Origin of the sequence: Nocardiopsis sp. NPDC006139, from assembly GCF_040614155.1 — a bacterium.
Classification (GTDB): Bacteria; Actinomycetota; Actinomycetes; order Streptosporangiales; family Streptosporangiaceae; genus Nocardiopsis; species Nocardiopsis changdeensis.
In genome coordinates this window covers 139,998-165,065 of sequence record NZ_JBEXTT010000017.1, presented here as the reverse complement: position 1 = coordinate 165,065, position 25,068 = coordinate 139,998, and the positions used below count along the sequence as shown (strand labels likewise).

The following is a 25,068-nucleotide window of genomic DNA, read 5'->3' as shown; positions in this document are numbered from 1 at the left end:
TGCGGCGCGCGGGGGCTACCGGCTGGAAGAGGCGGGTGGGGCGCCCCGTACGGGGCGCCCCTCCTGTCCGTGTTCCGCGGGGCCGGCCTGTTCTCGGCCGGCCGGTGTCCGGTCGGTCCGGGCTCAGCCGGCGGGCCGGCCGCGCTCGGTCGGGTGCCCGGCGGTCTGCTCCGGGGCCCGTGCGGGCCGGGGCGCCTCGTGCGCGGCCTGGTAGCCGCTCCGGTAGGCCTCCTGCTCGGCGGCGCTCATCCCGGCCGTCGTTCCGGAGTTTTCCCGGGCGGCCTTGCTCGGCCACCCGGCGGTCAGGCCGTAGATCACCAGGATGTCGATGGCGATGGCCACCATCGACCACACCGGCATGGCCATGACGAACGCCAGCTGGGCCAGGGCGTTGAGGCAGGCCAGCACGATGGCGAAGACCCGGGCCCAGGTGCTGCCGGACAGCAGGGACAGCCCCGAGGCCACCAGGACCACGCCCCACAGGCCGAGCAGGACGCCCCAGGCGCCGTAGCCCATGACGAGCATCTCCGTGTCGCCGACCACGTAGAACTCCGGCGTGAACAGGGCGACCAGCCCCTGGATGATGTTGACCGCCCCGATCACGATCATCAGGGTCGCGGCGAAGAACTGCCATCCGTTGGGTGAATCTCCACGCATCTCGTCTCCTCACCGACCGGGCGCGACGGTCCGGGCCCCGGCCCTTCGGACGTGCACGGAAGACGCGGGTCGCGCTCCGCCCCTTCATGATCTGCCGGTCCGGGTCAGCGGAACGCCAGCGGTCGTTCCGCATCCGGCAAAGTCGGACGGGTCCTTGTGCTTCTACGGAATTACGTAATTACGGATTTTCTGGTACCGTCCGGGTGTGGCAGATGAGACGACCGAACGCAGGCTGGCCGACCTGGAGGCCAGGATCGCCGCGCTGGAGGCGCGGGGCGCGGCCGGGCCCGCGCCGGAGGCCGAGGGCGATCCGTTCTTCGCCCTGGACGCCCTGAAGCGGCGCGTCACCGGAGCCGGAGGCGTGGTCTTCGCCGGGGTCGTCGGTTCGGGCCCCGAGGCCGTCGAGTGGCAGCAGGGCCTGCCCGCGGAACGCCTGGCCGCGGAGGACTGGTCCCGCCGCGCCGGGGCGCTGGACGCCCTGGGGCACCCGGTCCGCCTCCAGCTGCTCCAGGCGGTCTGGCAGGGCACCGACACCGTCGCCGCCCTGGCCGAACGCTCCGACTTCGGCACGACCGGCCAGATCTACCACCACGTCAACCTGCTGGCCGCCGCCGGATGGCTCGTCACCGTCCGCCGCGGCCACTACGCCGTCCCTCCCGAACGCCTCGTCCCGCTCCTGGTGATCCTCACCGCCGCGGGCGGGGCCGTCTGACCCGAGAGAGAGGTGGCCCGTGCACACCCGCACCGCCGTGGCGGCCCTCCTGGCCGCGCTCCTGGCCGCGCTCCTGGTCATCGCCCTGGGCGTCGCGGTCGCCCCGCGCGTCCCGACGCTCTCCGCCGCCGGGACCGGTGACCCGGACCTGCTCGACCGCGCCCGCGACCTGTACGCCGACGGCCCCCGCGACCTGCTCGCCGTCGTCGAGGTCGACGGCGCCGACACCGCCGCCGCCCACTTCGGCGGCGGGGCCGACACCGACTTCGAGATCGGCTCCATCACCAAGACCATGACCGCCCTGCTCCTGGCCGACGCGATCGAGCGCGGCGAGGTCGCCGAGGAGACGCGGCTGGGCGACCTGCTCGACCTCGGCGACGCCCCGGCCGCCGACGTCACCCTGGCCGAACTGGCCTCCCACCGCTCCGGGCTGCCCAGGCTCCCCTCCCGGTTCCGGGACGTCGTGAACGCCGCGGTCGCCGCCAACTTCCTGGGACGCGACCCCTACCGCTACGACGAGGCCGCCCTGCTGGACCAGGCGCGCGCCGCCGAGCTCACCGACCGCGGCGAGTCCCGCTACTCCAACCTGGGCTTCGCCCTTCTGGGCCTGGCCCTGGCCGAGGCGGCCGGGGCCGACTACCCGGACCTGCTGCGCGAACGCCTGCTGGACCCGCTCGGCATGCACGACACGTACCTCCCCCGCACCGAGGCGGACCTGCCCGCCGGCGCGACCCTCGGACACACCGCGAAGGGCCGCACCGCCGCCCCCTGGCTCGCCATGGCCTACGCCCCCACCGGCGGCGTCCGCTCCACCCCGGCCGACATGGAGCGGTTCGCCCGCGCACTGCTGGACGGCACCGCGCCCGGTGCGGCGGCCCTGGAACCGCGCTGGCCGGACGGCGAGGACCGCATCGGCTACGCGTGGGTCGCCACCGACGTCGACGGAACCGAGGTGACCTGGCACAACGGGGGCACCGGAGGGTTCACCTCCATGCTGGCCCTGGACCGGGAGGCCGGCCGGGCGGTCATCGTGCTCTCCAACACCACCGCCGAGGTGGAGGGGCAGGCCGTCGAGCTGCTCACCGGAAAGGAGTGGTCGTGAACACCGAATCGATCGCCGTCGTCATCAGCGCCTTCTTCTGCCTCTGGTGGGCCGTCGCCGCCGTGTCCCTCGTCCTGGCCGCCCGCCCGGGCTCGGGCGGGCGCCGTCTCGCCGACCGCTGGGACGCGCTGTCCCGCACGGCCTCGCTGGTCTTCCTCGTCCCCGTCTGCCTGGTCGCCGTCACCTGGACGGCCGTCCCGGTCGCCCTGTGGTACCTGCTGACCGCTCTGACCGCCGCGGCGGTCGCCCTCGTCGTGCTGCGCCTGCCCGGCCTGCCCGCCCGCGGGCAGGACGCCGGGGCGCCCGGCCGCCGCGCCTCGGCGATCGGCAACACCGCGCTGGCCGTGGCGCTCGTCTGTGCGCTCGCCCTGTTCCTGCCCTGAAAAGGCCCGAGGGGAATCCGGGCTGACGGGACGACGCCTGGGCCGGTGAATGCATTGTCCTGACAAATGGCGAATTCGACGATCAAGGTACGTGACGACCTGGGGGAATCCCGCTTTTTCGGCGGGGATTCCTTTTTGTAAGCCCCGCACCGAGCGCGAATGTGGTCTAACGTGAAAATCGTCCGACCGCGCGTTCCCGGCGAGCGCCGTGGCCCGTCGAACGCGCGGCGGGACCCCGTTCCGTTCGACCCGAGGACCCCATGCCGACCGACTCCCGCGACCGGACCCGGACCTCCGTGCACCCCGCCCACCAGGCCCTCATCGCCCTCCTGGCCACCGCCGTCCTCGTCGTCCCCGCCTGGACGTGGACGGTGGCCGCGGTCGGCGTCCGGGACCGCCCCCTGGTCGCCGCGGCCGCCGGGGCTTTCGGCGCCGCCCTGTGCGCGGCCGTCGCCGTGGCCGCCCACCGCGCCGCCACCGTCCACGTGGTCCGGGACGGGCGCATCCGGGCCCAGACCGCGGGCGAGACCCTCGAACACGAGGCCGCGCTGCTGGCCGACCACCTCCTGCCCGCCCTGGCCGAGGGCGTCCGCGCCGGGCGCACCGTCCGGGAGGTCCTGGCCGCGCACCCCCCGGTCCGGCACGCGGCACTGGACCGGCTGCTGCGCGTGGCCGGGGGAGAACTCGACCTGGCCGCCCGCCGGGCCGAGCACGCCCGGGCGCTCATCGCCCGCTGCGAACGGCGGATCACCGACCTGGACCGCACCTGGCTGCCGCTGCTGACCGCCCGCATCCGCGCCGACCGCCGCGCCGCCGCCGAGGCCGCCGACCCGCCGCCCCCGCCCAGCGGACACCAGCCCATCGACGACGCCCTGACCCGGCTGAGCGACCACGTCCGGGACGAGCTGCTGACCGCCGCCCGCCGCACCGACACCGCGCTGGCCGCCACCGCCGCCTGCGGAGCCCGCCTGCGCGCCGGGCTGGAGACCGCCGCCGAGCACCTGCACACCCTGCGGGAGACCCACGGCGACCGGCCCGAGGTCCGCGAGGACCTGGTGGAGGCGGGCCGGGTCCTGGCCCGCACCGTCCGGACCGCCGACACCCTGGTCACCCTCGCGGGCGGCGGCCTCGGCCGCCGCGACACCGGGACCGTCCCCCTGCCCGAGGTCCTGCGCCGGGCGACCCGGCGCATCGGCGCCCACCGGCGGGTGCGCGCCCGCGGCGCCGAGGGGGTGGAGGTCCTCGGCCAGGCCGCCGAGCCGCTGGCCCGCGTCCTGACCGAGCTGCTCGACAACGCCGCCTCCTTCTCCGGACCCGACACCGAGGTGCTCGTCCGGGCCGAGGAGGGGGAGGAGGGGGTCCTCCTGAGCGTCGAGGACGGCGGCCCCGGGATGCGCCGCCGCGAACGCGAGGCCGCCCGGGCCCGCATCGACTCCCCGGGGGGGCTCCAGACCCTGGACGGGGAGCGCACCGGACTGGCCGTGGTCGGCCTCATCGCGGCCCGCCACCGCTTCTCCGTGGACTTCGGCGCCTCCGCGCAGGGCGGGCTCAGGGTCGGCGTCCTGGTCCCGCGGACCCTGGTCGCGGCGGTCGGCCCGGTGACCGCGGGCGCGGGGATCGCCTCGTGAGCGCGGACGACCCGTTCCGGTGGCGGAGGGCGCCCGACACCCCGGACCCGGCGAGCAGCGGCCCGCCGCCGCCCTCTCCCGACCACGCCGACGCGCCCCGCCTGTACGGGGACGGGGCCCACAGCGACGTCCCGGGCCTGTACGCCCGGCTGCGCGCGCTCGGCCCGGTCGCCCCGGTCCTGCTGGAGCGGGACGTCCCCGCCTGGTTCGTCTCCGGCGTGCGCGAACTGCGGCAGGTGATGGGGCGGCCCGAATGGTTCTCCCGGGACCACCGCCGGTGGAACCTCTGGGACCGGGTCGGCGCCGACCACCCGGTGCTCGAACACGTGCTGTGCGCGCCGGTGCCGTTCGGGGAGGACGGCGGGGAGCGGGCCGACGCGGTCGGCGACGCCCTGGCCGCCGTCGACGGGACCGACCTGCGCGACCTGGCGGTGCGGGTCTGCCTGGAACGCATCGACGCCTTCGCCGCCGCGGGGAGCGCCGACCTGGTCGCCGACTACGCCCGGCACGTCCCGGCGCGCGTCTTCGCCCGCCTGTGCGCTCCGGGGGACGACCCGTCCCCGTTCGCGGACCTGGTCGCCGCGGCGGACACCGGTCCGGGGGCCGCCCCGGCCCGCCGCCGCCTGCACGCCCGCCTCACGGAGCTGCTGCTGGACCGCCGCCGCCTGCCGCGCGCCGACCCGCTCTCCCTGCTGGCCGCCCGCCGGACGCCGGCGGATCCGGGGGAGCCCGCCCTGGACCTGCTCCTGGCACTGGTCCACGGCCAGGCCACCACCGGCGACTGGATCGCCGGCGCCCTGCGCCTGGCCCTGGCCGGCGACGGCCCGGCGGCGGCGCTGGCCGCGGGGCGGACCACCGTCCCCGGGTTCCTCGAGGAAACGCTGTGGCGGGACACCCCCGCCCGCAACACGGCGGGCCGCTGGGCGGTGCAGGACTGCGACCTGGGCGGCCGCCGGATCCGCCGCGGCGACCTGCTCGTGCTGGGGCTGGCGGCGGCGGGCCGCGACGCGCCGCGCACCGCGCGGGAGCGGCCCCGGGTCTTCTTCGGCCACGGGGAGCGCGGCTGTCCGCACCCCGCGCCCGGGGTCGCGGCGGCGATCGCCGCCGCCGCGGTGGAGACCGCCCTGGAGCACCTGCCGGACCTGCGGGCGGTCCCGTCCGGACCGGACCGCGGGCCCTCACCGTGGGCGGGCGGCCCGGACCGCCTCCCGGTGGCCTTCACGCCCCGCCCGCGGTGACGCCCCGGTCCGCCCCCGGGGAAGCGGGGGCGGACCGGGGGTCACTCCCCGCGCAGGTCCTGGTAGTCGACGGGCACCGCCGGCTCGCCGATCTCCTGGACGAACCCGGCCTCCTCGTAGGCCACCCAGATCTCGCCGCCGGCGCGGTGCTCGCTCAGCAGCGTGCCGGTCTCGGGGTCGATGACCCAGTACATGGCCAGCTCCTCGTTCTGGGGGTCGGGCGGGTAGGGGACCTCCACCTTGTAGCCCGCCCGCCCGAGCGGGTCCTTGTCCGGTCCGATCAGCCGGATCCCCTCCAGCTCCCCGGCCAGGGCGAAGAGCGCCCCCCGGGTGTCGTTCCGCACGGGATCGGTCACCAGCCCCGAGAAGGCGTCGCTCAGGAACGAGTCGAATGCCGCATCCGTGACCCGGGACGTGTCGCCGCCCTGTTCCCTTTCCGCCTGCAGGGTTTCGCGGAGCAGGGACTCCAGGCGTTCGGCGTCGCCCGGAAGCCCCTCCAGTTCGGAGACGCCCAGTCCGAGTCGCCCCATCCCCTCCCCCCGGTAGGCGGTGCTCACCGGGGTGGTGTGGTCCAGTTCGGGTGATCCCGCCGCCTCCCAGGCCCTCCGGTCCGCCTCGCTGGGGAAGGTGGTCTCCGTGCGGAGGTTGAGGTTGTTCAGTAGCCGGAACTCACCGCCCACTTCGACCCATTTCTCCTCGGTGAAGGTCTGGAGGGCGGTGTACTCGGCCTGGCCGTAGTCCAGCGGGCTAGCCGGGCGGTGGTTGCGGGTGCGCACGTACCAGAAGCCGCCCTGCTCCTCCTCCTGCGCCGCGGCCGCCTCGGCGGCGGCCGCGAGCAGCTCCCGCGCGTCCGCGTAGGCGGGGGCCTCCGTGCCGCTGTTCTGCACGTCGGCGCCGCCCGGCTCGCCGGGGACCACGAGCCGTCCCGGGGAGTACACGAAGAGTCCGGCGGCGACCGCGGCGGCGGTGGCCAGCGCGCCCACCGTCACCGGGAGCCGCCAGCGGCGGTCGGCGGCCGCACGCAGGAACGCGCGCCGGCCGCCCGCCGCCCGGGCCCGCGCCAGGACCTGTTCCCGGTTCGCCCGGCTCAGTTCTTCGGCGCGCTCGCGCAGGGCCGGGGGCTCCAGCGCGGACACGGTGTCGAGGATGTCTTCCTGGATCATCGGGCCTCCTGGTGCACGGTGCGGACGATGGTGTGGTCGGGGGTGCGGGGGCCGGGCGGCCGGGGATCGGGGGAGCCGCGCCCCCGCCCCCGGCGGGCCGCGGAGCCCTCCAGAGTCTCCAGTTCCTTGAGTAGTGCGCGGCGGGCGCGGTGCAGGCGGACCGAGAAGGTCCCGGCCGAGCAGCCCACGACCCGGCCCGCCTCGGCGGGGGAGAGCCCGTTCCAGGCGACGAGGGTCAGCGCCTCCACGTGCTTCTCGGACAGCTCGCTCAGGGCCCGGACGGCGCTCTCGCGCAACACGAACCGCTCGGCGACGTCCCACTCCTGCTCGTCGCGCCGGTCGGCCAGCTCGGCCAGCCGCCGCAGCAGGGTCTCCCGGCGCATCCGGGCGCCGTACTGCTTGCGCAGCAGGTTGCGGGCCACGCCCAGCAGCCAGGGCAGCGGCGGGTCCGGGATGGCGGACAGCTTGCGCCAGGCGATCACGAACGTCTCACTGGCCACCTCCTCGGCCACCGTCTCGTCCGCGCGCAGGAGACAGAACGCGAGGATCCTGGCGTGATATCGGTCGTAGAGATCCGCCAACCGGTCGGTGGGCGGGGCATCGGCCCTGTCGGTCCTCATCGGTCTCCTTCGCCGTCATCGGACTCTCGGGGAAGTAGTCCTCGGCGGGGCGGGCGGGATTACCGCCGGGGCCCCTTTTCCTCTGGTATCCGCCGACGTGTCCGAGAACGTTCGCTCCGTGTCGCCCGGGAGGGCGGACGGGGCGGCGGCCCGCACAGTAGCGTGGCCGTGACCCCCGATCGATCGGGTAACGGACGGTGGACATGGCGCACAGGGACATCCGGGTCAACGGAGTCCGACTGCACATCGCGGAGCAGGGGAGCGGGCCGCTGGTCCTGCTCCTGCACGGATTCCCCGAGGGCTGGTACTCCTGGCGGTACCAGCTCACGGCCCTGGCCGAGGCCGGATACCGGGCCGTCGCCCCCGACCAGCGCGGGTACGGCCGCAGCGACCGCCCGAAGGAGGTGTCGGACTACACCCTGCCGCACCTGGTGGGCGACGTGGTCGCGCTCATCGACGCACTGGGGGAGGAGCGGGCCGTCGTGGTGGGCCACGACTGGGGCGCCCCGGTCGCCTGGGCCACCGCGCTCATGCGCCCGGACCTGGTGCGCGGGGTGGTCGGCCTGAGCGTGCCGCCGGCGCCCCCGGCGATGATGCCGCCGCCCTCGGTGACGCGGAAGATCTACGGCGAGGGCTACTACCAGGTCTACTTCCAGGAGCCGGGCCGGGCCGACGCGGAGATGGCCGCCGACCCGGTCCGGTTCCTGCGGCGCATCCTGGCGGGTGCGTCCGGCGACGACCCCGACGCCGACGAGCCGAGGGTGTGGATGATCCCCGAGGGGACGACGGCCGTGGACAGCCTGCCCGAGCCGGAGTCGCTGCCCGGCTGGCTCACCGAGGACGCCGTGCGGTTCTTCGCCCGCGAGCACGCCCTGCACAAGGAGCACGCCTACACCGGGCCGCTGAACTGGTACCGCAACATCGAGGCCAACCAGGGGCTGATGTCCCCCTTCCAGGGGCGCACCATCGACGTGCCCGGGCTGTACATGGTGGGCACGATGGACCTGGTCCTGGCCATGCGCGGGGTCCCGGAGCTGCGTGCGGCGCTCACCTCGATCGTCCCGGACCTGCGGGGGGACATCACCCTGCCGGGCTGCGGCCACTGGACGCAGCAGGAACGGCCGGAGGAGGTCAACGCGGCCCTGCTGGAGTTCCTCGCCGGGCTCGACTGAGCCCCCGGCCCCGCCGCGCCCTCAGCCGGTGTAGGAGTCGGCCAGGGCGGTGAGCACCTCCGAGCAGCCCGCGTCGACGGTGAGGTCGGCCAGCGCGTCGCCGCGGGTGGCGCCCCGGTTGACGATGACGATCGGCAGGTGGCGGTCGGCGGCCGCCTTGACGAACCGCCGCCCCGACAGGACGGTCAGCGACGAGCCGACGACCAGGAGCGCGGCGGCCTCCTCCACCAGCCGGTACCCGCGGCGGACCCGCGCGGGGGGCACGTTCTCGCCGAAGTAGACGATGTCGGGCTTGAGCATGCCGCCGCAGTCGGCGCAGTCGGCCACCCGGAAGCCCTCGGTGGCCGACAGCGCCGCGTCGGCGTCGGGGGCGATCTCGACGTCGTCCACCCCGCCGGTGAAGCCGGGGTTGAGCGCGGTCAGCCGCTCGGCGAGCCGGTCGCGGGGGATCACCGCGGCGCACCCCAGGCACACCACCCGGTCGTAGCGGCCGTGCAGGTCGATCACCGAGCGGCTGCCCGCCGCCTCGTGCAGGGTGTCCACGTTCTGGGTGATGACCGCCGAGACGACCCCCGCGGCCTCCAGCCTCGCCAGCGCGCGGTGGCCGTCGTTGGGCCGGGTGCGGTGCACGTGCCGCCAGCCGACGTGGTTGCGCGCCCAGTAATGGCGGCGGAAGGCCGGGTCGCCGACGAACTGCTGGTACGTCATGGGGGTGCGGGGCGGCGAGCCGGGCCCCCGGTAGTCGGGGATGCCCGAGTCGGTGGAGATGCCGGCCCCGGTCAGGGCCAGGACGGGGCCGTCCCCCAGGACCCGGCGGATCCGGTCGGCCGCGGTCGCGGGGTCGGTCGTCGCGAGTGCGTTCGTCACGCCTTCGAGGGTAGGCGCCGCACCCGCCGGGGGCGACGCCCTCCCGCCCTCACCCGGCGGAGGCGGCCTCCTCCCGGATCCGGTCGAACCGCGCGTTCATGGCGTCGGCCAGGGCCTGGAGGCCCGACAGCGGGCGGACCATCACGGTGAGGGCGTCGATCCGGCCGTCGTCGGCGTAGTGGAGCAGGTCGCAGCCCTCCACCTCCCTGCCCGACACCGAGGCCCGGAACCGCAGCACGTGCTCGCGGCCGTCGTCGGAGGCGTACTCGCCGATGTAGCGGAAGTCCTCGAACACCTCCAGCACCGCGCGCAGGATCGCGGCCGTGACGGCCCTGCCGTGGTGGGGCCTGAACGCCACGGGGCTGGTGAAGACGACGTCGTCGGCGAGCAGGCCGGCGACGGCGTCGGGGTCCCGGGCCTCGACTGCTTCACGGAAGGTCCCCACGGAGCACACTCCTTATTCAAAAAATTGAGTAGGTGGACGGGAGGCTAACAGCTCCCGCGCGGCCTGTACACGGGTGCGGGCCGCACGGAGCGGCCGGCCGGAGGCGCGGCGGCGGGCCCGGCGCTACAGTGACCGGATGGCACTGCGCAACGCCGTCATGGCCGCCCTGCTGGAGGGGCCGGCCTCCGGGTACGACCTGACGAAGGTCTTCGACTCCTCGGTGGGCAACTTCTGGATGGCCACCCCCCAGCAGATCTACCGGGAGCTGGAGCGGATGGAGGGCGAGGGCCTCATCGAGGCGACCGTGGTCCGCCAGGAGCGCAGACCCGACAAGCGCGTCTTCACCCTCACCGGACACGGGCACGCGGAGCTGCGGGCCTTCACCGCGCGCCCGCCGCGGCACATCGCCATCCGCGACGAGCTCATGGTCCAGGTGCAGGCGGTGGACGCGGGCGACACCGACGCGGTGCGCACCGCCGTGACCGAGCGCACCGCCTGGTCCAGCGCCCGCCTGGGCCACTACCTGCGCCTGCGCGAGCGCCTGCTCCAGGGGCGCGGCGAGGAGGAGCACCTGGCCCGGGCCGAGCGGATCGGCCCCTACCTCACCCTGCTCCGCGGCATCGCCCTGGAGGAGGAGAACCTGCGCTGGTACGAACGGGTGCTGGAGATCCTGGAGCGCCGCGCGGCCCTGCGCTGACCACCGGGAAAGCCCGCCGTGTCCGTGCTATGACTGTGGGTCATGGCCTTCGTGAGCGGGCGGAGCCCGTCCCGGCGCCGGTGGGAGTACGCGTCCCTCGCGGGAGAGGTGCTCCTGATCGGCGCGCTGTACTACCTCGTCCCCCTGGAGGGCACCGGCCCGGCCTGGCAGCTGTGGCTGCGCTGGACGGGGCTGGTCCTCGGGCTCGGACTGATCGCCCTGCTGGTGGTCCGCGCGGCCCGGCTCCAGGCGAGCGAGGACCCGGCGGCGCTGCCCCTGCGCCCGCCGGTCCTGCTCGCCGCCTGCGGGATCGCGCTCTTCGCCCTGGCCGACCACGGGGTGGCGCTGACCCGCCCCGGCGAGTTCAGCGGACTGGAGACCCGGACCGACGCCCTCTACTTCGCCCTCTCCACACTGGCCACCATCGGTTTCGGCGACGTCCACGCGCAGGGCCAGTGGGCGCGCGCACTGCTCATCGTCCAGATGCTCTTCAACGCCGGGGTCATCGCGGCCGCGGTACGCCTGGTGGCCGTACGCCTCCAGGCCCGCGGGCGCCCGGGGGACGGCTGAGGGTCAGCGGTGGAGCCGCCTCGTCCAGTCGGCGGGCACCCGGCCCTCCGGCCCCGGGGACGGCTGGTCCGCGGGGTGCGAGGTGGGCTCTGCCAGCTCCGGGCCGTCGCCGGCCTCCCGGCTGCGGAAGTCGTAGAACCACGCCTCGCCCGGCTCGTAGCTCTGGATGAGCGGGTGCCCGGTCTCCTCGAAATGGCGGGTGGCGTGCTGTCCCGGGGAGCTGTCACAGCAGCCCACGTGCCCGCAGGCCGCGCAGCGGCGCAGGTGGAACCACCAGCCCTCGCCGGCCAGGCACTCCTGGCAGCCGGGGCCGCTGGGCGGGACGGAGGTGTCGATCTCGGATTCGCTCATGGACCCACGGTAGACGCCGGCCGCCCGTTCCGGGAGGATGCGCCGCCGCGGTGTCAGCCGCCGTGTCAGCCGCCGCGCCCGGAGCGGCCCGGCCGCCGGACACCCCCCGTTGGACTTCCCCCGGTCCGGGCTCCTAACGTCGTGACCGCCGGATCGAAAGGAAACCCGTGAAGACCCTCACCCTGCCCGGGACGGACATCACCGCCCCCAACGTCGTGCTCGGCCTCATGCGCATCGCGGACAGGACCGACGACGAGATCCGCACCCTCGTGCGCACCGCCCGGGAGGCGGGCATCGACTTCGTCGACCACGCCGACATCTACGGCCGCACCCTGCACGAGTGCGAGCGCCGCTTCGCCGAGGCGATGCGCCTCACCCCGGCCGAGCGCGACGCCCTCACCATTCAGACCAAGGTCGGCATCGTCCCGGAGGGGCCGTACTTCGACTACTCGTACGAGCACATCGTCGGGTCCGTCGAGGGCTCGCTGCGGGCCCTGGACACCGACCGCATCGACATCCTGCTCCTGCACCGGCCCGACGCCCTCGTCGAGCCGGAGGAGGTCGCCCGGGCGTTCGACGAACTGGAGGCCGCCGGGAAGGTCCGCGCCTTCGGGGTCTCCAACCACACGCCCCGCCAGATCGACCTGCTGCGCCGGTACGTGCGCCAGCCCATCGTGGTGAACCAGCTCCAGCTGTCGATCACCCACGCCCCGATCATCGCCCAGGGGGTGGCCGCCAACATGCTCGGGGAACCGCAGTCGGCCACCCTGGACGGCGGCGGGGTCCTGGACCACGCCCGGCTGCACGACATCACCGTCCAGGCGTGGTCGCCGTTCCAGGCCGGGTTCTTCAACGGGGTCTTCCTCGGTTCGCCCGAGTACCCGGAGCTGAACGCCGTCATCGACCGGCTCGCCGGGAAGTACGGGGTGCCGCCCGTGGCCGTCGCCACCGCCTGGATCACCCGCCACCCCGCCCGCATGCAGGTCGTGCTGGGCACCACCACCCCCGAGCGGGTGACCGGGGCGGCCCGGGGGTCGGACCTGCCCCTGACCCGCCCGGAGTGGTACGAGCTGTTCCGCGCCGCGGGCCACCGCGTCCCCTGACGCCTGCGCGGACACCGGGAAGGCGGGGGCGGCACGCCGTGCCGCCCCCGCCGACCGGTCCCGGGACGCCGGGCGTCAGACCGCGGAGACCTGGGCGGGCCGGGGCCCGGCGGGGGTCAGCGCGGGCCCGGTCCGCCGGGTGCGCCACCACACCACCGCCGTGACCGCGACGAGCAGGACGCAGGGGACGAGCATGATCGCGGACCCGGTGCCCACCGAGCGGTCGAACCCGGCGGCGAGGTCGGAGTGGGTGAGCACGGAGATCAGGAACGCGAGCGTGTTGTTCACCGCGTGGATGACGATCGCGACCTCCAGCCCGCCCGTGCGCCAGGTGATGAGGGCCAGGGTGGCGCCGAACGTGAAGTAGTAGAGGTTGAGCCACGGGTCGGCCGCGAAGTGCGCCGCCATGAACACCAGGCTGGAGACGGTGACGCCGATGGCCAGGGCCGCACGCGGGCCGCGGCTCCAGCTCCCGGCGACCCGGAAGATCAGCCCGCGGAAGCCGTACTCCTCGCCGGCGGCCTGGAGCGGCACCAGCAGCATGATGATGCCGAAGCTCAGGAACAGGTCGGTGGTCGACCAGACGCCCTCCTCGTAGGGCGTGACGAACGAGAAGGCGGTCATGTAGACGACCCAGATCGGGCCGATGACCAGCAGGGAGCGGGTGAACGGCCCGGACCGGAAGTGCGCCAGGACCGAGTGCAGGGACGCCCCCCTCACCCCGTACAGCCACCGCTGGACGAGCATGCTCCAGGGGGTGAGCAGTGCCATCGCCAGCAGGCCCGAGGCGTTGAGCAGCGGGGTGAGCTCGAACTCGCCCGACGTCGGGTCGGTCCTGCCCGTCAGCATGTCGACGGCGACGGCCAGGAAGGAGAGGACGGTGCTGAACAGCAGCATCCCGACCACGAGCAGCACGATCGCGAGGATGCCGCGCCAGATGCCGCGCTTCTCCCCGGCCAGGACGCGGTGGTAGGGCACCCCCTCGGGGACCGGCCGCGGTCCGCGGCGCCGCGGGGCGGGCGGCGGGACGGGGGCGGATTCCTGTGCGGGGGCGGGCGGCGCGTCGGTCGGCCGCGCGGTCGGGGCGGGGTGGAGGTGGTCGTCGCTGTTCATGCCTCGAACCTAACGAGGGGGCCGCCGCGCCCGGCAGAGGCGGCCATCACCGGTTTCCCCTGTGATTCGCACGCCCCCACCGATGACATCTGTCATCGCCCCGGACCCCGCCCCGGGAACGGGCCCCGGGACGGCCCCGGTGAGGACCCCCGGGAAAAGCAGAAGGCCCGCACGGTGTCGCTGTGCGACGTCCGTGCGGGCCGGGCGTGGGCGATACAGGATTCGAACCTGTGACCTCTACCGTGTCAAGGTAGCGCTCTAACCAACTGAGCTAACCGCCCTCATGGGAGATGAGGTGCATGGAGGCGGAGACGGGAATCGAACCCGTGTGCAGGGATTTGCAGTCCCTTGCCTCAACCACTCGGCCACTCCGCCAGGAAACGACATGGGGGAGCCGCCTTGTGGACACCCATGCGGGCCTCTCCGAGCGGACGACGGGATTCGAACCCGCGACCCTCACCTTGGCAAGGTGATGCTCTACCAGCTGAGCCACGTCCGCGTGTGCTCCGGGACCGGGTCCCGGGGCCGGTCCCACCCCGCCACCTCGCGGCGGCCGAGTCGGACCGTTGGAGCGGACGACGGGATTCGAACCCGCGACCCTCACCTTGGCAAGGTGATGCTCTACCAGCTGAGCCACGTCCGCGCGGCGAGTTCCGCGGGCCTCCCGGTCGTGCCGGTCCGCCCCGCTCGCTGCGTTAAGAACTCTAGCGGATTCCGGGCCGAGCGCGAAATCGGCGGCCCGGACGCGCCCGGCCCCCCTGCCGTGGCAGGGCCGGCGGGCGGCCCGCCGCGGCGGCGGGGGAGGTCACTTCTCGACGTGTGCCGGGGTGGAGGGCATGTCGGGCCGGGGCGGTGCGGAGAGGTACTGGCCGACCCTCTCGATCACCTTGTTCATCTCGTAGGCGATCAGGCCCACGTCGCTGTCGGAGTCCGACATCAGGGCCATGCACGCCCCCTCGCCCGCTGCGGCGACGAAGAGGAACGCGCGGTCCATCTCGATGATGCTCTGGCGGATGTTCCCCGCGGAGAACTGCTTGCTGGCCCCTCCGGCGAGGCTGTGCAGGCCCGAGGCGATCGCCGACAGGTGTTCGGCGGCCGGGCGGTCCAGACCACTGGAGGTCGCCATGAGGAGTCCGTCGGTGGACAGGACGATGGCGTGCTGCGTTCCGGAGGCCCGGGTGAGGAGGTCGTCCAGCAGCCAGCTGAGTTCTCCGCGGGCGGTGCTCGGTGGGGTCATGTCTCTCTTTGCTCTGTCGGGTCGGAGCGGTCAGGGGACCTGCGGGGCCCGTGCGCCGCGGGACGGTCGTCCGAGGGGGGAGAGCACGACCGGTCACCGCCGGGTCCCGCATAAGCGTTGCCCAGATGATAGCCATTCGTAACTTATCTTTTCGGCCCTCCGGGCGTCAGGGGACCGGGCCGCCTTTTTTCGGTGTGCGCCTGACCAGTCACGATGCGATGATGGGCGGACCTGGAGAACCGGACCACGGCCGGTGCCGGTCATGACCTTGCCAAGCCCGACGGGCTGCCGGTAGGCACCCGGGCGTCGCCGCCGCCCCTGAGGTGGGAGGATCGTGCCGCGGCCCGGGCCCGTCCGGGCACCCGAGAAGCGTGGGGGTTGGGACAATGAGGGTGTGGATCGCCGGGGCCGGCTACGGCCGTGGCACCGTCGTCGACGCGGCCGAGGCGCGGATTCCCGTGGCCGACCACGGCATCACCGTGGGCGACGGCGTCTTCGAGACCGTTCGGGCGCGGCAGGGCCGCACGTTCGCGCTCACCCGCCACCTGCGCCGCCTGGCCCGCTCCGCCGAGGGGCTGGGCATGGAGACGCCCGACCTGGAGCTGGTCGCCTCGGGCGTGGAACAGGCGGTGGCCGCCAACCCCGAGCTCTCCGACGCCCGGGTGCGCATCACCGTGACGGACGGCGCCGGCCCGCTGGGCTCGGACCGGTCCGCCGGCGAGCAGACCATGATCGTGGCGCTGGGCCCCTTCCCGCCGATCCCCCCGCACACGAACGTCGCCCTGGCCCCCTGGCCGCGCAACGAGTTCGGCGCCCTGGCGGGGCTCAAGACCACCTCCTACGCCGACAACGTGCGCGCCCTGGCCTACGCCAAGGCCCGCGGGGCGAGCGAGGCGGTCTTCCGCAACATCTCGGGGAACCTGTGCGAGGGCACCGGCAGCAACATCTTCGTGGTGCTGGACGGCCGCCTGGTGACCCCGCCGCTGTCCGCGGGCCCGCTGGCGGGCATCACCCGCGAGCTCGTCCTGGAGTGGTACGGCGGCGAGGAGGAGGACGTGCCGATGGAGCGCCTGCCGGAGATCAGCGAGGCGTTCCTGACCTCCACCGGCCGCGACGTGCAGCCGGTCCTCGGCATCGGCGACCTGGAGGTGTCGCAGGCCCCCGGGCCGGTCACCCTGGAGGCGATGAAGGTGTTCGCCGAGCGCTCGGCGGCCGACCTGGACCCGTGACGGGCCCGCAGGACACACGAAGGGGGACGGCGCTCGGCGCCGTCCCCCTGCCGTTGGACTGTGCGGTGCTGTGACCGTGCGACCCCGTGGCCCGCGGGCCCTAGGAGGCCAGGTGCTGCTGGATCTCCTCGTCGAGGTCCACGAACTGGGCCTCCTGGCCGGCCGGGACGATCTCGTAGGTCCGGTGGAGGAACTCGGCCAGGGGCGACACCTGGGTGTCGAACTCGGCCTGCCCGAAGGGGGAGGAGAGCGCGATGCAGACGTTGCGCTCGCCGTGCTCGTCCTTGGAGGGCCACACGCGGACGTCGCCCTCGCCGACCGGGCGGACGATGCCGACGGTCAGGAGCTCACGGGCGAAGATCCACTCGACGGGGTCCTCCTCGCCGGTGTGGAAGGCCACGCGGATCGCGTACGGGTCCTCCGCGCTGTAGTCGAGCCGTGCGACCAGGGGAACCGCGGTGCGCTCGGGAACCACGAGCCGAAGGCCCAGCTCGGCGGTGGCAGTGGTGTCGCTACTGTTCATGTTCGCCAAACCTTTTCTCGTCCGGCCCTCGCCTGCGGCGGTGCGGGTCGGTGCCGTCTCACTCGCTCCAACGGGGTCGCTCGCGGACTATGACGTGAGTACGGGGACTTTCTTCGATCGGACCGGAGGTCTCGCCGCCCGCCCGGCGGGCGCGGCGCGCCGCTCGGCGGCTCCGCGATCCTTCGTCACTGTAATGACCAGGAGAAACCAAAGATTTCCCAATGTCGGGTGGCCCGCGTCACGAAGACTGCGCTATACGGGGTCGCGCCGGGCGCCCATCGGGCCGTGAACTCCTTCTATCTGTGGGGATGCACGCCCGACGGGTGACTCTGCCATGAACCCGACGGTAGCGTAATGTGACCTCGGTCACAGGGGGTATCGGAGGGAGGGATCCGGGGTGGAGCGACCACCCTCCGGGATGCGCTAGAGTTTTCCTTGTCCGAACGACAGGGCGGACACCGAAACGGCGGAACACCGCGGTTCTCGGGCGATTAGCTCAGTTGGTTAGAGCGCATCGTTCACACCGATGAGGTCACAGGTTCGAGTCCTGTATCGCCCACTCGCTTCACGGAACGGCTCTGCTCGGAGGCTTCGGCCTCCGCGCGGGGCCGTTTCGCCGTTCGGGCCGGAAGAGGGTCCCGGCGCGCGAGGCGGCGGCCGCGATCGGTCCCCGGCCGGGACGCGGCCCCTCCGGGCGCTCCGGCCGCGCCGGACGCGGCGAAGGGCCCGTGCGGGCCCCGGTTCAGCGGACGGGTGCGCTCACCCGGCGAGTCTTTTGCGCCGCAGCTCCCGGCGGGCGCGGTAGCGCCTCATCGCCTCGGCCCGCAGCCGCATGCCGAACCGCTCCGCCCGGTGGAACCAGATCTGGGCCGGGCGCACCACCTTCCGGGCCCACAGGAACTCGGTGCTGAGCACCACCAGGCCGAGGATGACCGCCGCGACCCCCGGTCCGGGGGCCACCATCATCAGCAGGCCGGCGAGGATGATCACGGCTCCCGCCGTGCCCACGAGGATGCGCCAGGGCAGGTGCAGCACCGGATGGGTGTGCATGCGCCTGCGGAAGAGGCGGAGCCGTGCCCTGGTGCGCCGCCACACGCGGGCGCGGCGATTGCTGCGGGACGTGCTGGGGGATGTCTCCGGGGTCGATGGTCCGTTCGGTGGGCTCGGTGACATGCGCTCACGGTATTCGGTCGAAGCGAGTGGGTGCATTCGGGTCGACTGGGACGGTGGTCGGATGTCTGCTGATTGTCACCGATCCCCGGAAGGGGATCAATGGCCCTCGGCGAAGCTGTGGACGACTCGCTGAAAACCTGACAATTCGTGACAGATTCGTCTTGCCCGCGGGTGCCCCACCGAGTGCCCTGCACGGTCGTCCCGGCTCGGGCCTCCTGTTACGGTCCCTCGGACACGGCGACACCCGGGTCCGAATCATGCGATCTCCAGGGGAACGATCGTGTCGGCACACCGGTTCCCGACGCCTCCCATTCCCCTGGGGAAACCCCCGCCCCCTTCCGCGCATACGCCGTATACCGCAAGGTGGAACGCCGTTCCCGTCCCGCGCGGACCGCGGGGCGGCCGCCGCCCGGAGCCGATAGCATCGTTCGCAGACGCGGCGCCGCCCGCAAGGGACGCGGCGCCCGGCGTCACCACCTGTTCGCGTCTTACGAGGAGTCACCGTGTCCGCCGCGCCCGAGCTGCACATCACCATCGCCGGAACACCGCGTGTGGTGGCGGCCACCACTACGGCGGGGCAGGCACTGGAGGCGGACGGCCGGACCGTCATCGCCGCGCTGGTCAACGGCGAGCCGCGGGACCTGTTCCGCGAGCTGCACGAGGGCGACGCCGTCGAGCCGATCACCATCGACTCCGAGGAGGGCCGGGCGATCCTGCGCCACTCCACCGCGCACATCCTCGCCCAGGCCGTCCAGGAGCTGTTCCCCGAGGCCAAGCTGGGCATCGGCCCGCCCGTCGAGAACGGCTTCTACTACGACTTCGACGTCGCCGAGCCCTTCACCCCGGCCGATCTCAAGAGCATCGAGAAGAAGATGCAGCAGATCATCAAGCAGGGGCAGCGCTTCGACCGCCGGGTCGTCGGTGACGACGAGGCCCGCGCCGAGCTGGCCACCGAGCCCTACAAGCTGGAGCTGATCGGCCTCAAGGGCGGCGCCGCCGAGGCCGCCGAGGGCGCCTCCGCCGAGGTCGGCGCGGGCGAGCTGACCATCTACGACAACATCGACCCGCGCAGCGGCGAGCAGTGCTGGAAGGACCTGTGCCGGGGTCCGCACCTGCCCACCACCCGGGTCGTCCCGGCGTTCAAGCTCATGCGCACCGCCGCCGCCTACTGGCGCGGCAAGGAGACCAACCCGCAGCTGCAGCGCATCTACGGCACCGCCTGGGAGAGCAAGGACGCCCTCAAGGAGTACCTGGCCTTCCTGGAGGAGGCCGAGAAGCGCGACCACCGCAAGCTCGGCGCCGAGCTGGACCTGTTCTCCATCCCGGACGAGATCGGCTCGGGCCTGGCGGTCTTCCACCCCCGCGGCGGCATCGTCCGCCGCGTCATGGAGGACTACTCGCGCCGGCGCCACGAGGAGAGCGGCTACCAGTTCGTCTACACCCCGCACGCCACCAAGAGCGCCCTGTTCGAGAAGTCGGGGCACCTGGACTGGTACGCGGACGGCATGTACCCCCCCATGCAGCTCGACGGCGGCCAGGACTACTACCTCAAGCCGATGAACTGCCCGATGCACAACCTGATCTTCGACGCGCGCGGGCGCTCCTACCGCGAGCTGCCGCTGCGCCTGTTCGAGTTCGGCACCGTGTACCGGTACGAGAAGTCCGGGGTGGTCCACGGGCTCACCCGCGCCCGCGGCTTCACCCAGGACGACGCGCACATCTACTGCACCAAGGAGCAGATGGCGGACGAGCTCGACTCGCTGCTGACCTTCGTGCTGGACCTGCTGCGCGACTACGGGCTCGAGGACTTCTACCTGGAGCTGTCCACCAAGGACCCGGAGAAGTCCATCGGCTCCGACGAGGTCTGGGAGGAGGCCACCGAGACCCTGCGCCAGGCCGCCCAGAAGCAGGGACTGGAGCTGGTCATGGACCCGGGCGGCGCCGCCTTCTACGGCCCCAAGATCTCCGTCCAGGCCAAGGACGCCATCGGCCGGACCTGGCAGATGTCGACCATCCAGGTGGACTTCAACCTGCCCGAGCGGTTCGACCTGGAGTACACCGCCTCCGACGGCTCCCGCCAGCGCCCGGTGATGATCCACCGCGCCCTGTTCGGCTCCATCGAGCGGTTCTTCGCCGTCCTGCTGGAGCACTACGCGGGCGCCTTCCCGGCCTGGCTGGCCCCGGTGCAGGCCGTCGGCATCCCGATCGCCGACGAGCACGTGCCGTACCTGGAGGAGGTCGCCGCCAAGCTGCGCTCCCAGGGCATCCGCGTGGAGGTCGACTCCGGCGACGACCGCATGCAGAAGAAGATCCGCAACGCCCAGAAGCAGAAGGTGCCCTTCATGCTGCTGGCGGGCGACGAGGACATCAGCAAGGGCGCGGTCTCCTTCCGCTACCGCGACGGCTCCCAGAACAACGGGGTGCCGGTGGACGAGGCGGTCGCCGAGATCGTCGCGGCCGTCCGCGAGCGCCGCTGAGCCCGCCCCTCCGCACGCGAAGAGCGCCCGTCCGGTCCGCCGGGCGGGCGCTCTTCGCGTCGCGGGCCGCGTCAGTCGTCGTCGCGGAACAGGTCCGCGCGGGAGATGCGCGCGGTGGAGTTCGGGTCGGGCGCCTGGGCGGCGTCCTGGTCGCGGAACAGTTCGGCGCGGGAGATGCGCGCCGTCGAGTCGGGGTCGGGGGCCTCCTCGTCGCGGAAGAGGTCGGCACGGGAGATCCGGGCCGTCGAGTCGGGGTCGGGGGCCTCCTCGTCGCGGAACAGGTCCGCGCGGGAGATGCGCGCCGTCGAGTTGGGGTCGCTCAAGACGGATGTCACTCCTTGCTGCGTTGGGGCAAGCCGGATTCTAGCGCTCCCCCCGGCGGCGTGAGCGGTGTACGGCCGGGTCAGGAGCCGGTGGCGTGCGTCCCCCAGGCCTGCGCGGGGACGCGGTCGATGAGGTCGATGAGGTAGTCGGCCGCCGTGAGCGCCCGGTCCGGGTCCAGCCGCATGACGGCCCAGGTGAGCACGTGCTCCCCGGTGAAGCGGACCGGGAAGGAGCGCGAGCGGGGGTCGGAGAGCAGCCACTCCACCGTCTCCGGTCCCAGGGCGGCGCGGGCGAACCCGTCGCCGCCCGACACCTGGAAGGCCCGTGCGAAGTCGGTCGTGGCGCCGGCCGCCGCGTCGTCGCGGCGGCGGATCTCCAGGTCGGTGTCGGTGCCGGGGGTGCGCACGGCCACCACCCGGTAGGTGTGCGGGGCCTCGTCCGCGCCGCGGGCGGCCGGGCGGGGGGTGTGCTCGAAGAAGGTGACGCGGTGGCCGCCGTGCCGTCCGTCCAGGACGTGGTGGAAGCGCGGGGAGCGCCCGCCCAGGGGGCGGGGCAGGGCGGCGTCGCCCAACGGGGCGGGGTGGTGTTCGGTGTAGGTCCATCCCTGTGCGCGCGCCCAACCGCGGAGTTCGGCGACGCGTTCCTTGCGAAAGTGCGCGGAGACCGCGACCGCGCCGGCCGTCACCACGACGACGACCAGGGCGAGGACGGGCAGGGCGCCTTCCATCCGGTGACTCCTCCGGCCGGGGATACGGGCGGCCGTGGACCCGTGGCGGGGGCCGCTGCGTGGGCGGACCGGGTCTTCCGGGTCCGGAACGCAGGGGACCCGCACTGGCCGTACGGAGTCCATTCTGTGCCGATTGTGGGTACTTGTCACCCCTGCCCTTCACCGAACGGCGGGCGGAGGCCGGTCCCGGCCACGGACGCCGCCCGCGACCGGGCGGGCGGCGTCCGCGCGTCGGGGCCCGGAGCAGAGCGCCGGCGCGTTCCCGGGCGCGGCAGTCGGCGCCCCCGTCACCGCCGGGGGCGCCGTGGCGGAGCCGTTCGCCCGAGCGGCCCGGGCGCGACCGTCCCGCGCCCGGGCCCCGCGCACCCGTCAGGCCGGAAGGCCCAGTTCGCGGGCGATGAGCATCTTCTGGACCTCGCTGGTGCCCTCGCCGATCTCCAGGATCTTGGCGTCCCGGTAGAAGCGGCCCACCGCGTAGTCGTTCATGAACCCGTACCCGCCGAACACCTGCGTGGCGTCGCGGGCGTTGTCCATGGCCGCGTTGGAGGCCACCAGCTTGGCGATCGCCGCCTCCTTCTTGAACGGCTCGCCCGCCAGCATCCGGGAGGCGGCGTCGTAGTAGGCCAGCCGGGCGGTGTGCGCGCGGGCCTCCATCTCGGCGATCTTGAACTGGATCGCCTGGTAGTGGCCGATCGTGTTCCCGAACGCGCTGCGCTCGTGGGCGTAGCGCACGCTCTCGTCCACGCAGCCCTGGGCCAGGCCCACCGACAGCGCGGCGATGGCGATGCGCCCCTCGTCGAGGATGCGCAGGAACTGGGCGTACCCGCGGCCGCGCTCGCCCACCAGGTTGGCCTCGGGCACCCGGCAGTCCTCGAACACCAGCTCGTTGGTGTCGGAGGCGTTCCACCCGACCTTGGAGTACTTCTGCCCGACCGAGAACCCGGGGGTCCCCGTGGGCACCAGGATGGAGGAGATCTCCGGCCGCCCGTCCTCCCGCCGCCCCGTGACGGCGGTGACCGTGACCAGCGCGGTGATGTCGGTGCCGGAGTTGGTGATGAACGACTTGGTCCCGTTGATGACCCACTGCCCGTCCTCCAGGCGGGCCGTGGTGCGGGTGGCCCCCGCGTCGGACCCGCCGTCGGGCTCGGTCAGCCCGAACGCGCCCAGCGCCTCGCCGGAGGTCAGCCGCGGCAGGTAGGTCTTCTTCTGCTCCTCGGTGCCGAACCGGTACAGCGGCATCGCGCCCAGCGACACCCCGGCCTCCAGGGTGATGGCCACCGAGGAGTCCACCCGGGCCAGCTCCTCCAGGGCCAGGCACAGCGCGAAGTAGTCGCCGCCCATGCCCCCGTGCTCCTCGGGGAACGGCAGGCCGAACAGGCCCATCCGCCCCATCTTGGCGATGACCTCGTAGGGGAAGGTCCCGTTCTCGTAGTGCTCGGCGATGACCGGGGCGACCTCGGTCCGGGCGAACTCCTCCACGGAGGCCCGCAGGTCGGCGTGCTCGGTCGACAGCTGGTGGCGGTTCAACGCTGGTTCTCCTCGCTGGTGGCGGGGGCGGACGGGGCCCCGGGGGTGTCCGGGGACCCGGTGGGCTCGACGACGACCAGGACGGCGTCCATCGGTACGGACGCGCCGGGCCGGACCGCGACGGTGGCCACGGTGCCGTCGACGGGTGAGGTGACGGAGTGCTCCATCTTCATGGCCTCGACGACGGCCAGCGCCTGGCCGGCGGTGACCGTGTCGCCGACCGCGACCGGCACGGCGAGCACCGTGCCGGGCATCGGGCTGCGCACGGTGCCGTCGGCGGCGGCCTCGTCGCCGCGCAGGGCGGCGTCGACGGGCTCCTCGTGCAGGGTCCAGGCGGAGCCGTCGGCGCCCAGCCACCGGTGCGCGGTGGCGGGGTCGTCGGCCCGCAGGTAGGTGCGGGTGCGGCCCGCGTAGGACACCGTGAGCCGGTCCCCGTCGCGGCGGGCGCGGGCGTCCACAGCCTCCGCCTCGCCCACGGCCACCGAGAAGCCGGACCCGGTGCGGCGCACCCGGACGGTCACGGCCTCGCCGCCGGGGGCCCGCAGCCGCCACGGCGTCCACGCGGCCCCGCCGATCCGCCACCCGTCGGGGACGGCGAACCGGTCGGCGGTGGGCGCGGGCGGCTCCAGGTCGAGCATGTGGTCCAGGGCGACGGCCGCGTACACCGCGTCGGGCACGCCCTCGGGGGCGGGCTCGGGCGGTTCCGCCCCGATGAGGTCGGTGCTCAGGTCGCCGGCGACCACCCGCGGGTGGCGCAGCAGGCGGCGCAGGAACGCGGTGTTGGTCACGCACCCCAGCAGCAGGTACCCGCCCAGGGCGTCATCGGCGCGGCGCAGCGCCGCGTCGCGGTTCGGGCCCCACACGATCACCTTGGCGAGCATGGGGTCGAACGACGAGGTCACCTCGCTCCCGGCGGCGATGCCCGAGTCGACCCGCACCCCCTCGCCGGCGGGCTCGGCCAGGGCCAGCACCGGGCCGCCGCTGGGCAGGAACCCGCGGTCGGCATCCTCGGCGTAGATCCGGGCCTCCACCGCGTGCCCGACCCAGGACACGTCGTCCTGCCCGAAGGGCAGCGGCTCCCCCAGGGCCACCCGCACCTGGAGCTCGACCAGGTCCAGGCCGCGCTCGCCGCGGACCGCGACGACCTCCTCGGTGACCGGGTGCTCCACCTGGAGCCGGGTGTTCATCTCCAGGAACGAGAACGACAGCCCGCCGTCCTCGCCCGCCTCGGCGATGAACTCGACGGTGCCCGCGCCCACGTACCCGCAGGAGCGGGCGGCGGCCACGGCGGCCTCGCCCATGGCGGCCCGCTGCCCGTCCGTGAGCAGCGGGGAGGGCGCCTCCTCCACCACCTTCTGGTGACGGCGCTGCAGGCTGCACTCGCGCTCGCCCAGGTGGAGCACGGTGCCGTGGGCGTCCGCCAGCACCTGCACCTCGATGTGCCGGGGGCGCTGTACCAGGCGCTCCACCAGCAGGGTGGAGTCGCCGAACGAGGCCAGGGCCTCGCGGCGGGCGGCCGCGGCGGCGTCGGGCAGCTCCGCGGGGGAGTGGACGGCGCGCATACCCTTGCCGCCGCCGCCCGCGGAGGGCTTGATGAGCAGGGGGTAGCCGGTGCCGGCGGCCAGCTCCAGCAGGGCGTCGTCGGGCAACGGGGTCCCGGGCTCCTCGGTGAAGCCGCCCAGCACCGGCACCCCGGCGGCGGCCACCGTCTCCTTGGCGCGGATCTTGTCGCCCATGGCGTCGATGGCGGCGGGCGGCGGGCCGATGAACACCAGCCCGGCGTCCGCGCAGGCGCGGGCGAACACGGCGTTCTCCGACAGGAAGCCGTAGCCGGGGTGGACCAGGCGGGCCCCGGTCTCCAGGGCGGCGGCGACGATGGCGTCGGCGTCCAGGTAGGAGGGCACGCGCACGGCGAGGTCGGCGGCCCCCACGTGCGGGGAGCCGGCGTCGGCGTCGGTGTGCACCGCCACCGCGCCCAGGCCCATCCGGCGCAGGGTGCGCATCACCCGCAGGGCGATCTCGCCCCGGTT

The 25,068-nt window shown here is 73.9% G+C and carries 25 protein-coding genes and 5 tRNA genes; 12 read left to right on the top strand and 18 right to left on the bottom strand.

Annotated features, from left to right (window positions below; translation table 11 throughout):
* Window positions 1-123 precede the first annotated feature (123 nt).
* Window positions 124-657 (bottom strand): hypothetical protein, encoded by a 534-nt coding sequence (locus tag ABZ249_RS22195; protein WP_355265991.1) that lies wholly within the window; start codon window positions 655-657, stop codon window positions 124-126.
* Between the two features lie 205 nt (window positions 658-862).
* Between ABZ249_RS22195 and ABZ249_RS22190 the strand changes: the two genes are divergently transcribed.
* The 5 genes from ABZ249_RS22190 to ABZ249_RS22170 all read left to right on the top strand — a co-directional run bounded on the left by ABZ249_RS22190 (window position 863) and on the right by ABZ249_RS22170 (window position 5,720).
* Window positions 863-1,369 carry a winged helix-turn-helix domain-containing protein gene (locus tag ABZ249_RS22190; RefSeq protein WP_355265988.1) on the top strand — a complete coding sequence of 169 codons (507 nt, stop codon included), beginning with the start codon at window positions 863-865 and terminating at the stop codon, window positions 1,367-1,369.
* A gap of 19 nt (window positions 1,370-1,388) precedes the next feature.
* Window positions 1,389-2,471 carry a serine hydrolase domain-containing protein gene (locus tag ABZ249_RS22185; protein WP_355265985.1) on the top strand — a complete coding sequence of 361 codons (1,083 nt, stop codon included), beginning with the start codon at window positions 1,389-1,391 and terminating at the stop codon, window positions 2,469-2,471.
* The gene (locus ABZ249_RS22180; protein ID WP_355265982.1) at window positions 2,468-2,854 is read left to right on the top strand and encodes a hypothetical protein; all 387 of its coding nucleotides are present in this window, start codon (window positions 2,468-2,470) and stop codon (window positions 2,852-2,854) included. Before ABZ249_RS22185 ends, ABZ249_RS22180 begins: the two co-directional genes overlap by 4 nt.
* 260 nt (window positions 2,855-3,114) lie before the next feature.
* Window positions 3,115-4,482 carry an ATP-binding protein gene (locus tag ABZ249_RS22175; protein ID WP_355265979.1) on the top strand — a complete coding sequence of 456 codons (1,368 nt, stop codon included), beginning with the start codon at window positions 3,115-3,117 and terminating at the stop codon, window positions 4,480-4,482.
* Window positions 4,479-5,720, top strand: a complete 1,242-nt coding sequence (locus ABZ249_RS22170) for a cytochrome P450 (RefSeq protein ID WP_355265976.1) — start codon at window positions 4,479-4,481, stop codon at window positions 5,718-5,720. The genes ABZ249_RS22175 and ABZ249_RS22170 overlap by 4 nt, the downstream gene beginning before the upstream one ends.
* A 41-nt stretch (window positions 5,721-5,761) precedes the next feature.
* On the opposite strand, the gene ABZ249_RS22165 is transcribed toward ABZ249_RS22170, so the two are convergent.
* The gene (locus ABZ249_RS22165; RefSeq protein WP_355265973.1) at window positions 5,762-6,883 is read right to left on the bottom strand and encodes a hypothetical protein; all 1,122 of its coding nucleotides are present in this window, start codon (window positions 6,881-6,883) and stop codon (window positions 5,762-5,764) included.
* The gene (locus ABZ249_RS22160; protein ID WP_355265970.1) at window positions 6,880-7,503 is read right to left on the bottom strand and encodes a sigma-70 family RNA polymerase sigma factor; all 624 of its coding nucleotides are present in this window, start codon (window positions 7,501-7,503) and stop codon (window positions 6,880-6,882) included. Before ABZ249_RS22160 ends, ABZ249_RS22165 begins: the two co-directional genes overlap by 4 nt.
* Before the next feature lie 197 nt (window positions 7,504-7,700).
* Here ABZ249_RS22160 and ABZ249_RS22155 point away from each other — a divergent pair, with 197 nt between their 5' ends.
* Complete coding sequence (locus ABZ249_RS22155; protein WP_355265967.1) at window positions 7,701-8,675, top strand: alpha/beta hydrolase; 975 nt, start codon at window positions 7,701-7,703, stop codon at window positions 8,673-8,675.
* A gap of 21 nt (window positions 8,676-8,696) precedes the next feature.
* Here the strand turns inward: ABZ249_RS22155 and ABZ249_RS22150 are convergent, their stop codons facing one another.
* Both ABZ249_RS22150 and ABZ249_RS22145 read right to left on the bottom strand, forming a co-directional pair.
* Window positions 8,697-9,542, bottom strand: coding sequence for an NAD-dependent protein deacetylase (locus tag ABZ249_RS22150; protein ID WP_355265964.1), 846 nt, complete (start codon window positions 9,540-9,542; stop codon window positions 8,697-8,699).
* Between the two features lie 49 nt (window positions 9,543-9,591).
* Entirely contained in the window at window positions 9,592-9,987 is a 396-nt protein-coding gene (locus ABZ249_RS22145) for a nuclear transport factor 2 family protein (protein WP_355265961.1), read from the bottom strand.
* 136 nt (window positions 9,988-10,123) lie between these two features.
* Here ABZ249_RS22145 and ABZ249_RS22140 point away from each other — a divergent pair, with 136 nt between their 5' ends.
* Entirely contained in the window at window positions 10,124-10,684 is a 561-nt protein-coding gene (locus tag ABZ249_RS22140) for a PadR family transcriptional regulator (protein WP_355265959.1), read from the top strand.
* A gap of 42 nt (window positions 10,685-10,726) precedes the next feature.
* Complete coding sequence (locus ABZ249_RS22135; protein ID WP_355265956.1) at window positions 10,727-11,254, top strand: potassium channel family protein; 528 nt, start codon at window positions 10,727-10,729, stop codon at window positions 11,252-11,254.
* 3 nt (window positions 11,255-11,257) lie between these two features.
* On the opposite strand, the gene ABZ249_RS22130 is transcribed toward ABZ249_RS22135, so the two are convergent.
* A complete protein-coding gene (locus ABZ249_RS22130) occupies window positions 11,258-11,605 on the bottom strand; it encodes a UBP-type zinc finger domain-containing protein (RefSeq protein WP_355265953.1) in 348 nt (115 codons plus the stop codon).
* 167 nt (window positions 11,606-11,772) lie between these two features.
* Between ABZ249_RS22130 and ABZ249_RS22125 the strand changes: the two genes are divergently transcribed.
* Entirely contained in the window at window positions 11,773-12,708 is a 936-nt protein-coding gene (locus tag ABZ249_RS22125) for an aldo/keto reductase (protein WP_355265950.1), read from the top strand.
* Window positions 12,709-12,783: 75 nt separating this feature from the next.
* On the opposite strand, the gene ABZ249_RS22120 is transcribed toward ABZ249_RS22125, so the two are convergent.
* The 6 genes from ABZ249_RS22120 to ABZ249_RS22095 form a co-directional block, all read right to left on the bottom strand.
* A complete protein-coding gene (locus tag ABZ249_RS22120; RefSeq protein ID WP_355265947.1) occupies window positions 12,784-13,821 on the bottom strand; it encodes a CPBP family intramembrane glutamic endopeptidase in 1,038 nt (345 codons plus the stop codon).
* 207 nt (window positions 13,822-14,028) lie between these two features.
* Window positions 14,029-14,102, bottom strand: a tRNA-Val gene (locus ABZ249_RS22115).
* Between the two features lie 19 nt (window positions 14,103-14,121).
* Window positions 14,122-14,196 (bottom strand) — tRNA-Cys (locus tag ABZ249_RS22110).
* Between the two features lie 51 nt (window positions 14,197-14,247).
* A tRNA-Gly gene (locus tag ABZ249_RS22105) sits at window positions 14,248-14,320 on the bottom strand.
* A gap of 68 nt (window positions 14,321-14,388) precedes the next feature.
* Window positions 14,389-14,464: transfer RNA gene (locus ABZ249_RS22100), tRNA-Gly, on the bottom strand.
* Between the two features lie 162 nt (window positions 14,465-14,626).
* Window positions 14,627-15,058, bottom strand: a complete 432-nt coding sequence (locus tag ABZ249_RS22095) for a roadblock/LC7 domain-containing protein (protein ID WP_017546789.1) — start codon at window positions 15,056-15,058, stop codon at window positions 14,627-14,629.
* Window positions 15,059-15,444: 386 nt separating this feature from the next.
* Between ABZ249_RS22095 and ABZ249_RS22090 the strand changes: the two genes are divergently transcribed.
* Entirely contained in the window at window positions 15,445-16,287 is an 843-nt protein-coding gene (locus ABZ249_RS22090) for an aminotransferase class IV (protein ID WP_355265943.1), read from the top strand.
* Window positions 16,288-16,387: 100 nt separating this feature from the next.
* On the opposite strand, the gene ABZ249_RS22085 is transcribed toward ABZ249_RS22090, so the two are convergent.
* Entirely contained in the window at window positions 16,388-16,810 is a 423-nt protein-coding gene (locus ABZ249_RS22085; RefSeq protein ID WP_220559771.1) for an SsgA family sporulation/cell division regulator, read from the bottom strand.
* Window positions 16,811-17,295: 485 nt separating this feature from the next.
* Between ABZ249_RS22085 and ABZ249_RS22080 the strand changes: the two genes are divergently transcribed.
* Window positions 17,296-17,369: transfer RNA gene (locus tag ABZ249_RS22080), tRNA-Val, on the top strand.
* Between the two features lie 200 nt (window positions 17,370-17,569).
* Here the strand turns inward: ABZ249_RS22080 and ABZ249_RS22075 are convergent.
* Window positions 17,570-17,860, bottom strand: a complete 291-nt coding sequence (locus ABZ249_RS22075) for a PGPGW domain-containing protein (RefSeq protein ID WP_355265939.1) — start codon at window positions 17,858-17,860, stop codon at window positions 17,570-17,572.
* A gap of 626 nt (window positions 17,861-18,486) precedes the next feature.
* Between ABZ249_RS22075 and thrS the strand changes: the two genes are divergently transcribed.
* Window positions 18,487-20,460 carry a threonine--tRNA ligase gene (gene thrS, locus ABZ249_RS22070; RefSeq protein WP_355265936.1) on the top strand — a complete coding sequence of 658 codons (1,974 nt, stop codon included), beginning with the start codon at window positions 18,487-18,489 and terminating at the stop codon, window positions 20,458-20,460.
* A 71-nt stretch (window positions 20,461-20,531) separates the two neighbouring features.
* On the opposite strand, the gene ABZ249_RS22065 is transcribed toward thrS, so the two are convergent.
* From ABZ249_RS22065 to ABZ249_RS22050, 4 genes are all read right to left on the bottom strand, one after another.
* Entirely contained in the window at window positions 20,532-20,783 is a 252-nt protein-coding gene (locus ABZ249_RS22065) for a hypothetical protein (protein WP_355266030.1), read from the bottom strand.
* Between the two features lie 80 nt (window positions 20,784-20,863).
* Entirely contained in the window at window positions 20,864-21,511 is a 648-nt protein-coding gene (locus ABZ249_RS22060; RefSeq protein ID WP_355265933.1) for a hypothetical protein, read from the bottom strand.
* Between the two features lie 369 nt (window positions 21,512-21,880).
* Window positions 21,881-23,038, bottom strand: coding sequence for an acyl-CoA dehydrogenase family protein (locus ABZ249_RS22055; protein WP_355265930.1), 1,158 nt, complete (start codon window positions 23,036-23,038; stop codon window positions 21,881-21,883).
* Complete coding sequence (locus tag ABZ249_RS22050; protein ID WP_355266027.1) at window positions 23,035-25,041, bottom strand: biotin carboxylase N-terminal domain-containing protein; 2,007 nt, start codon at window positions 25,039-25,041, stop codon at window positions 23,035-23,037. The genes ABZ249_RS22055 and ABZ249_RS22050 overlap by 4 nt, the downstream gene beginning before the upstream one ends.
* Between the last annotated feature and the right edge of the window lie 27 nt (window positions 25,042-25,068).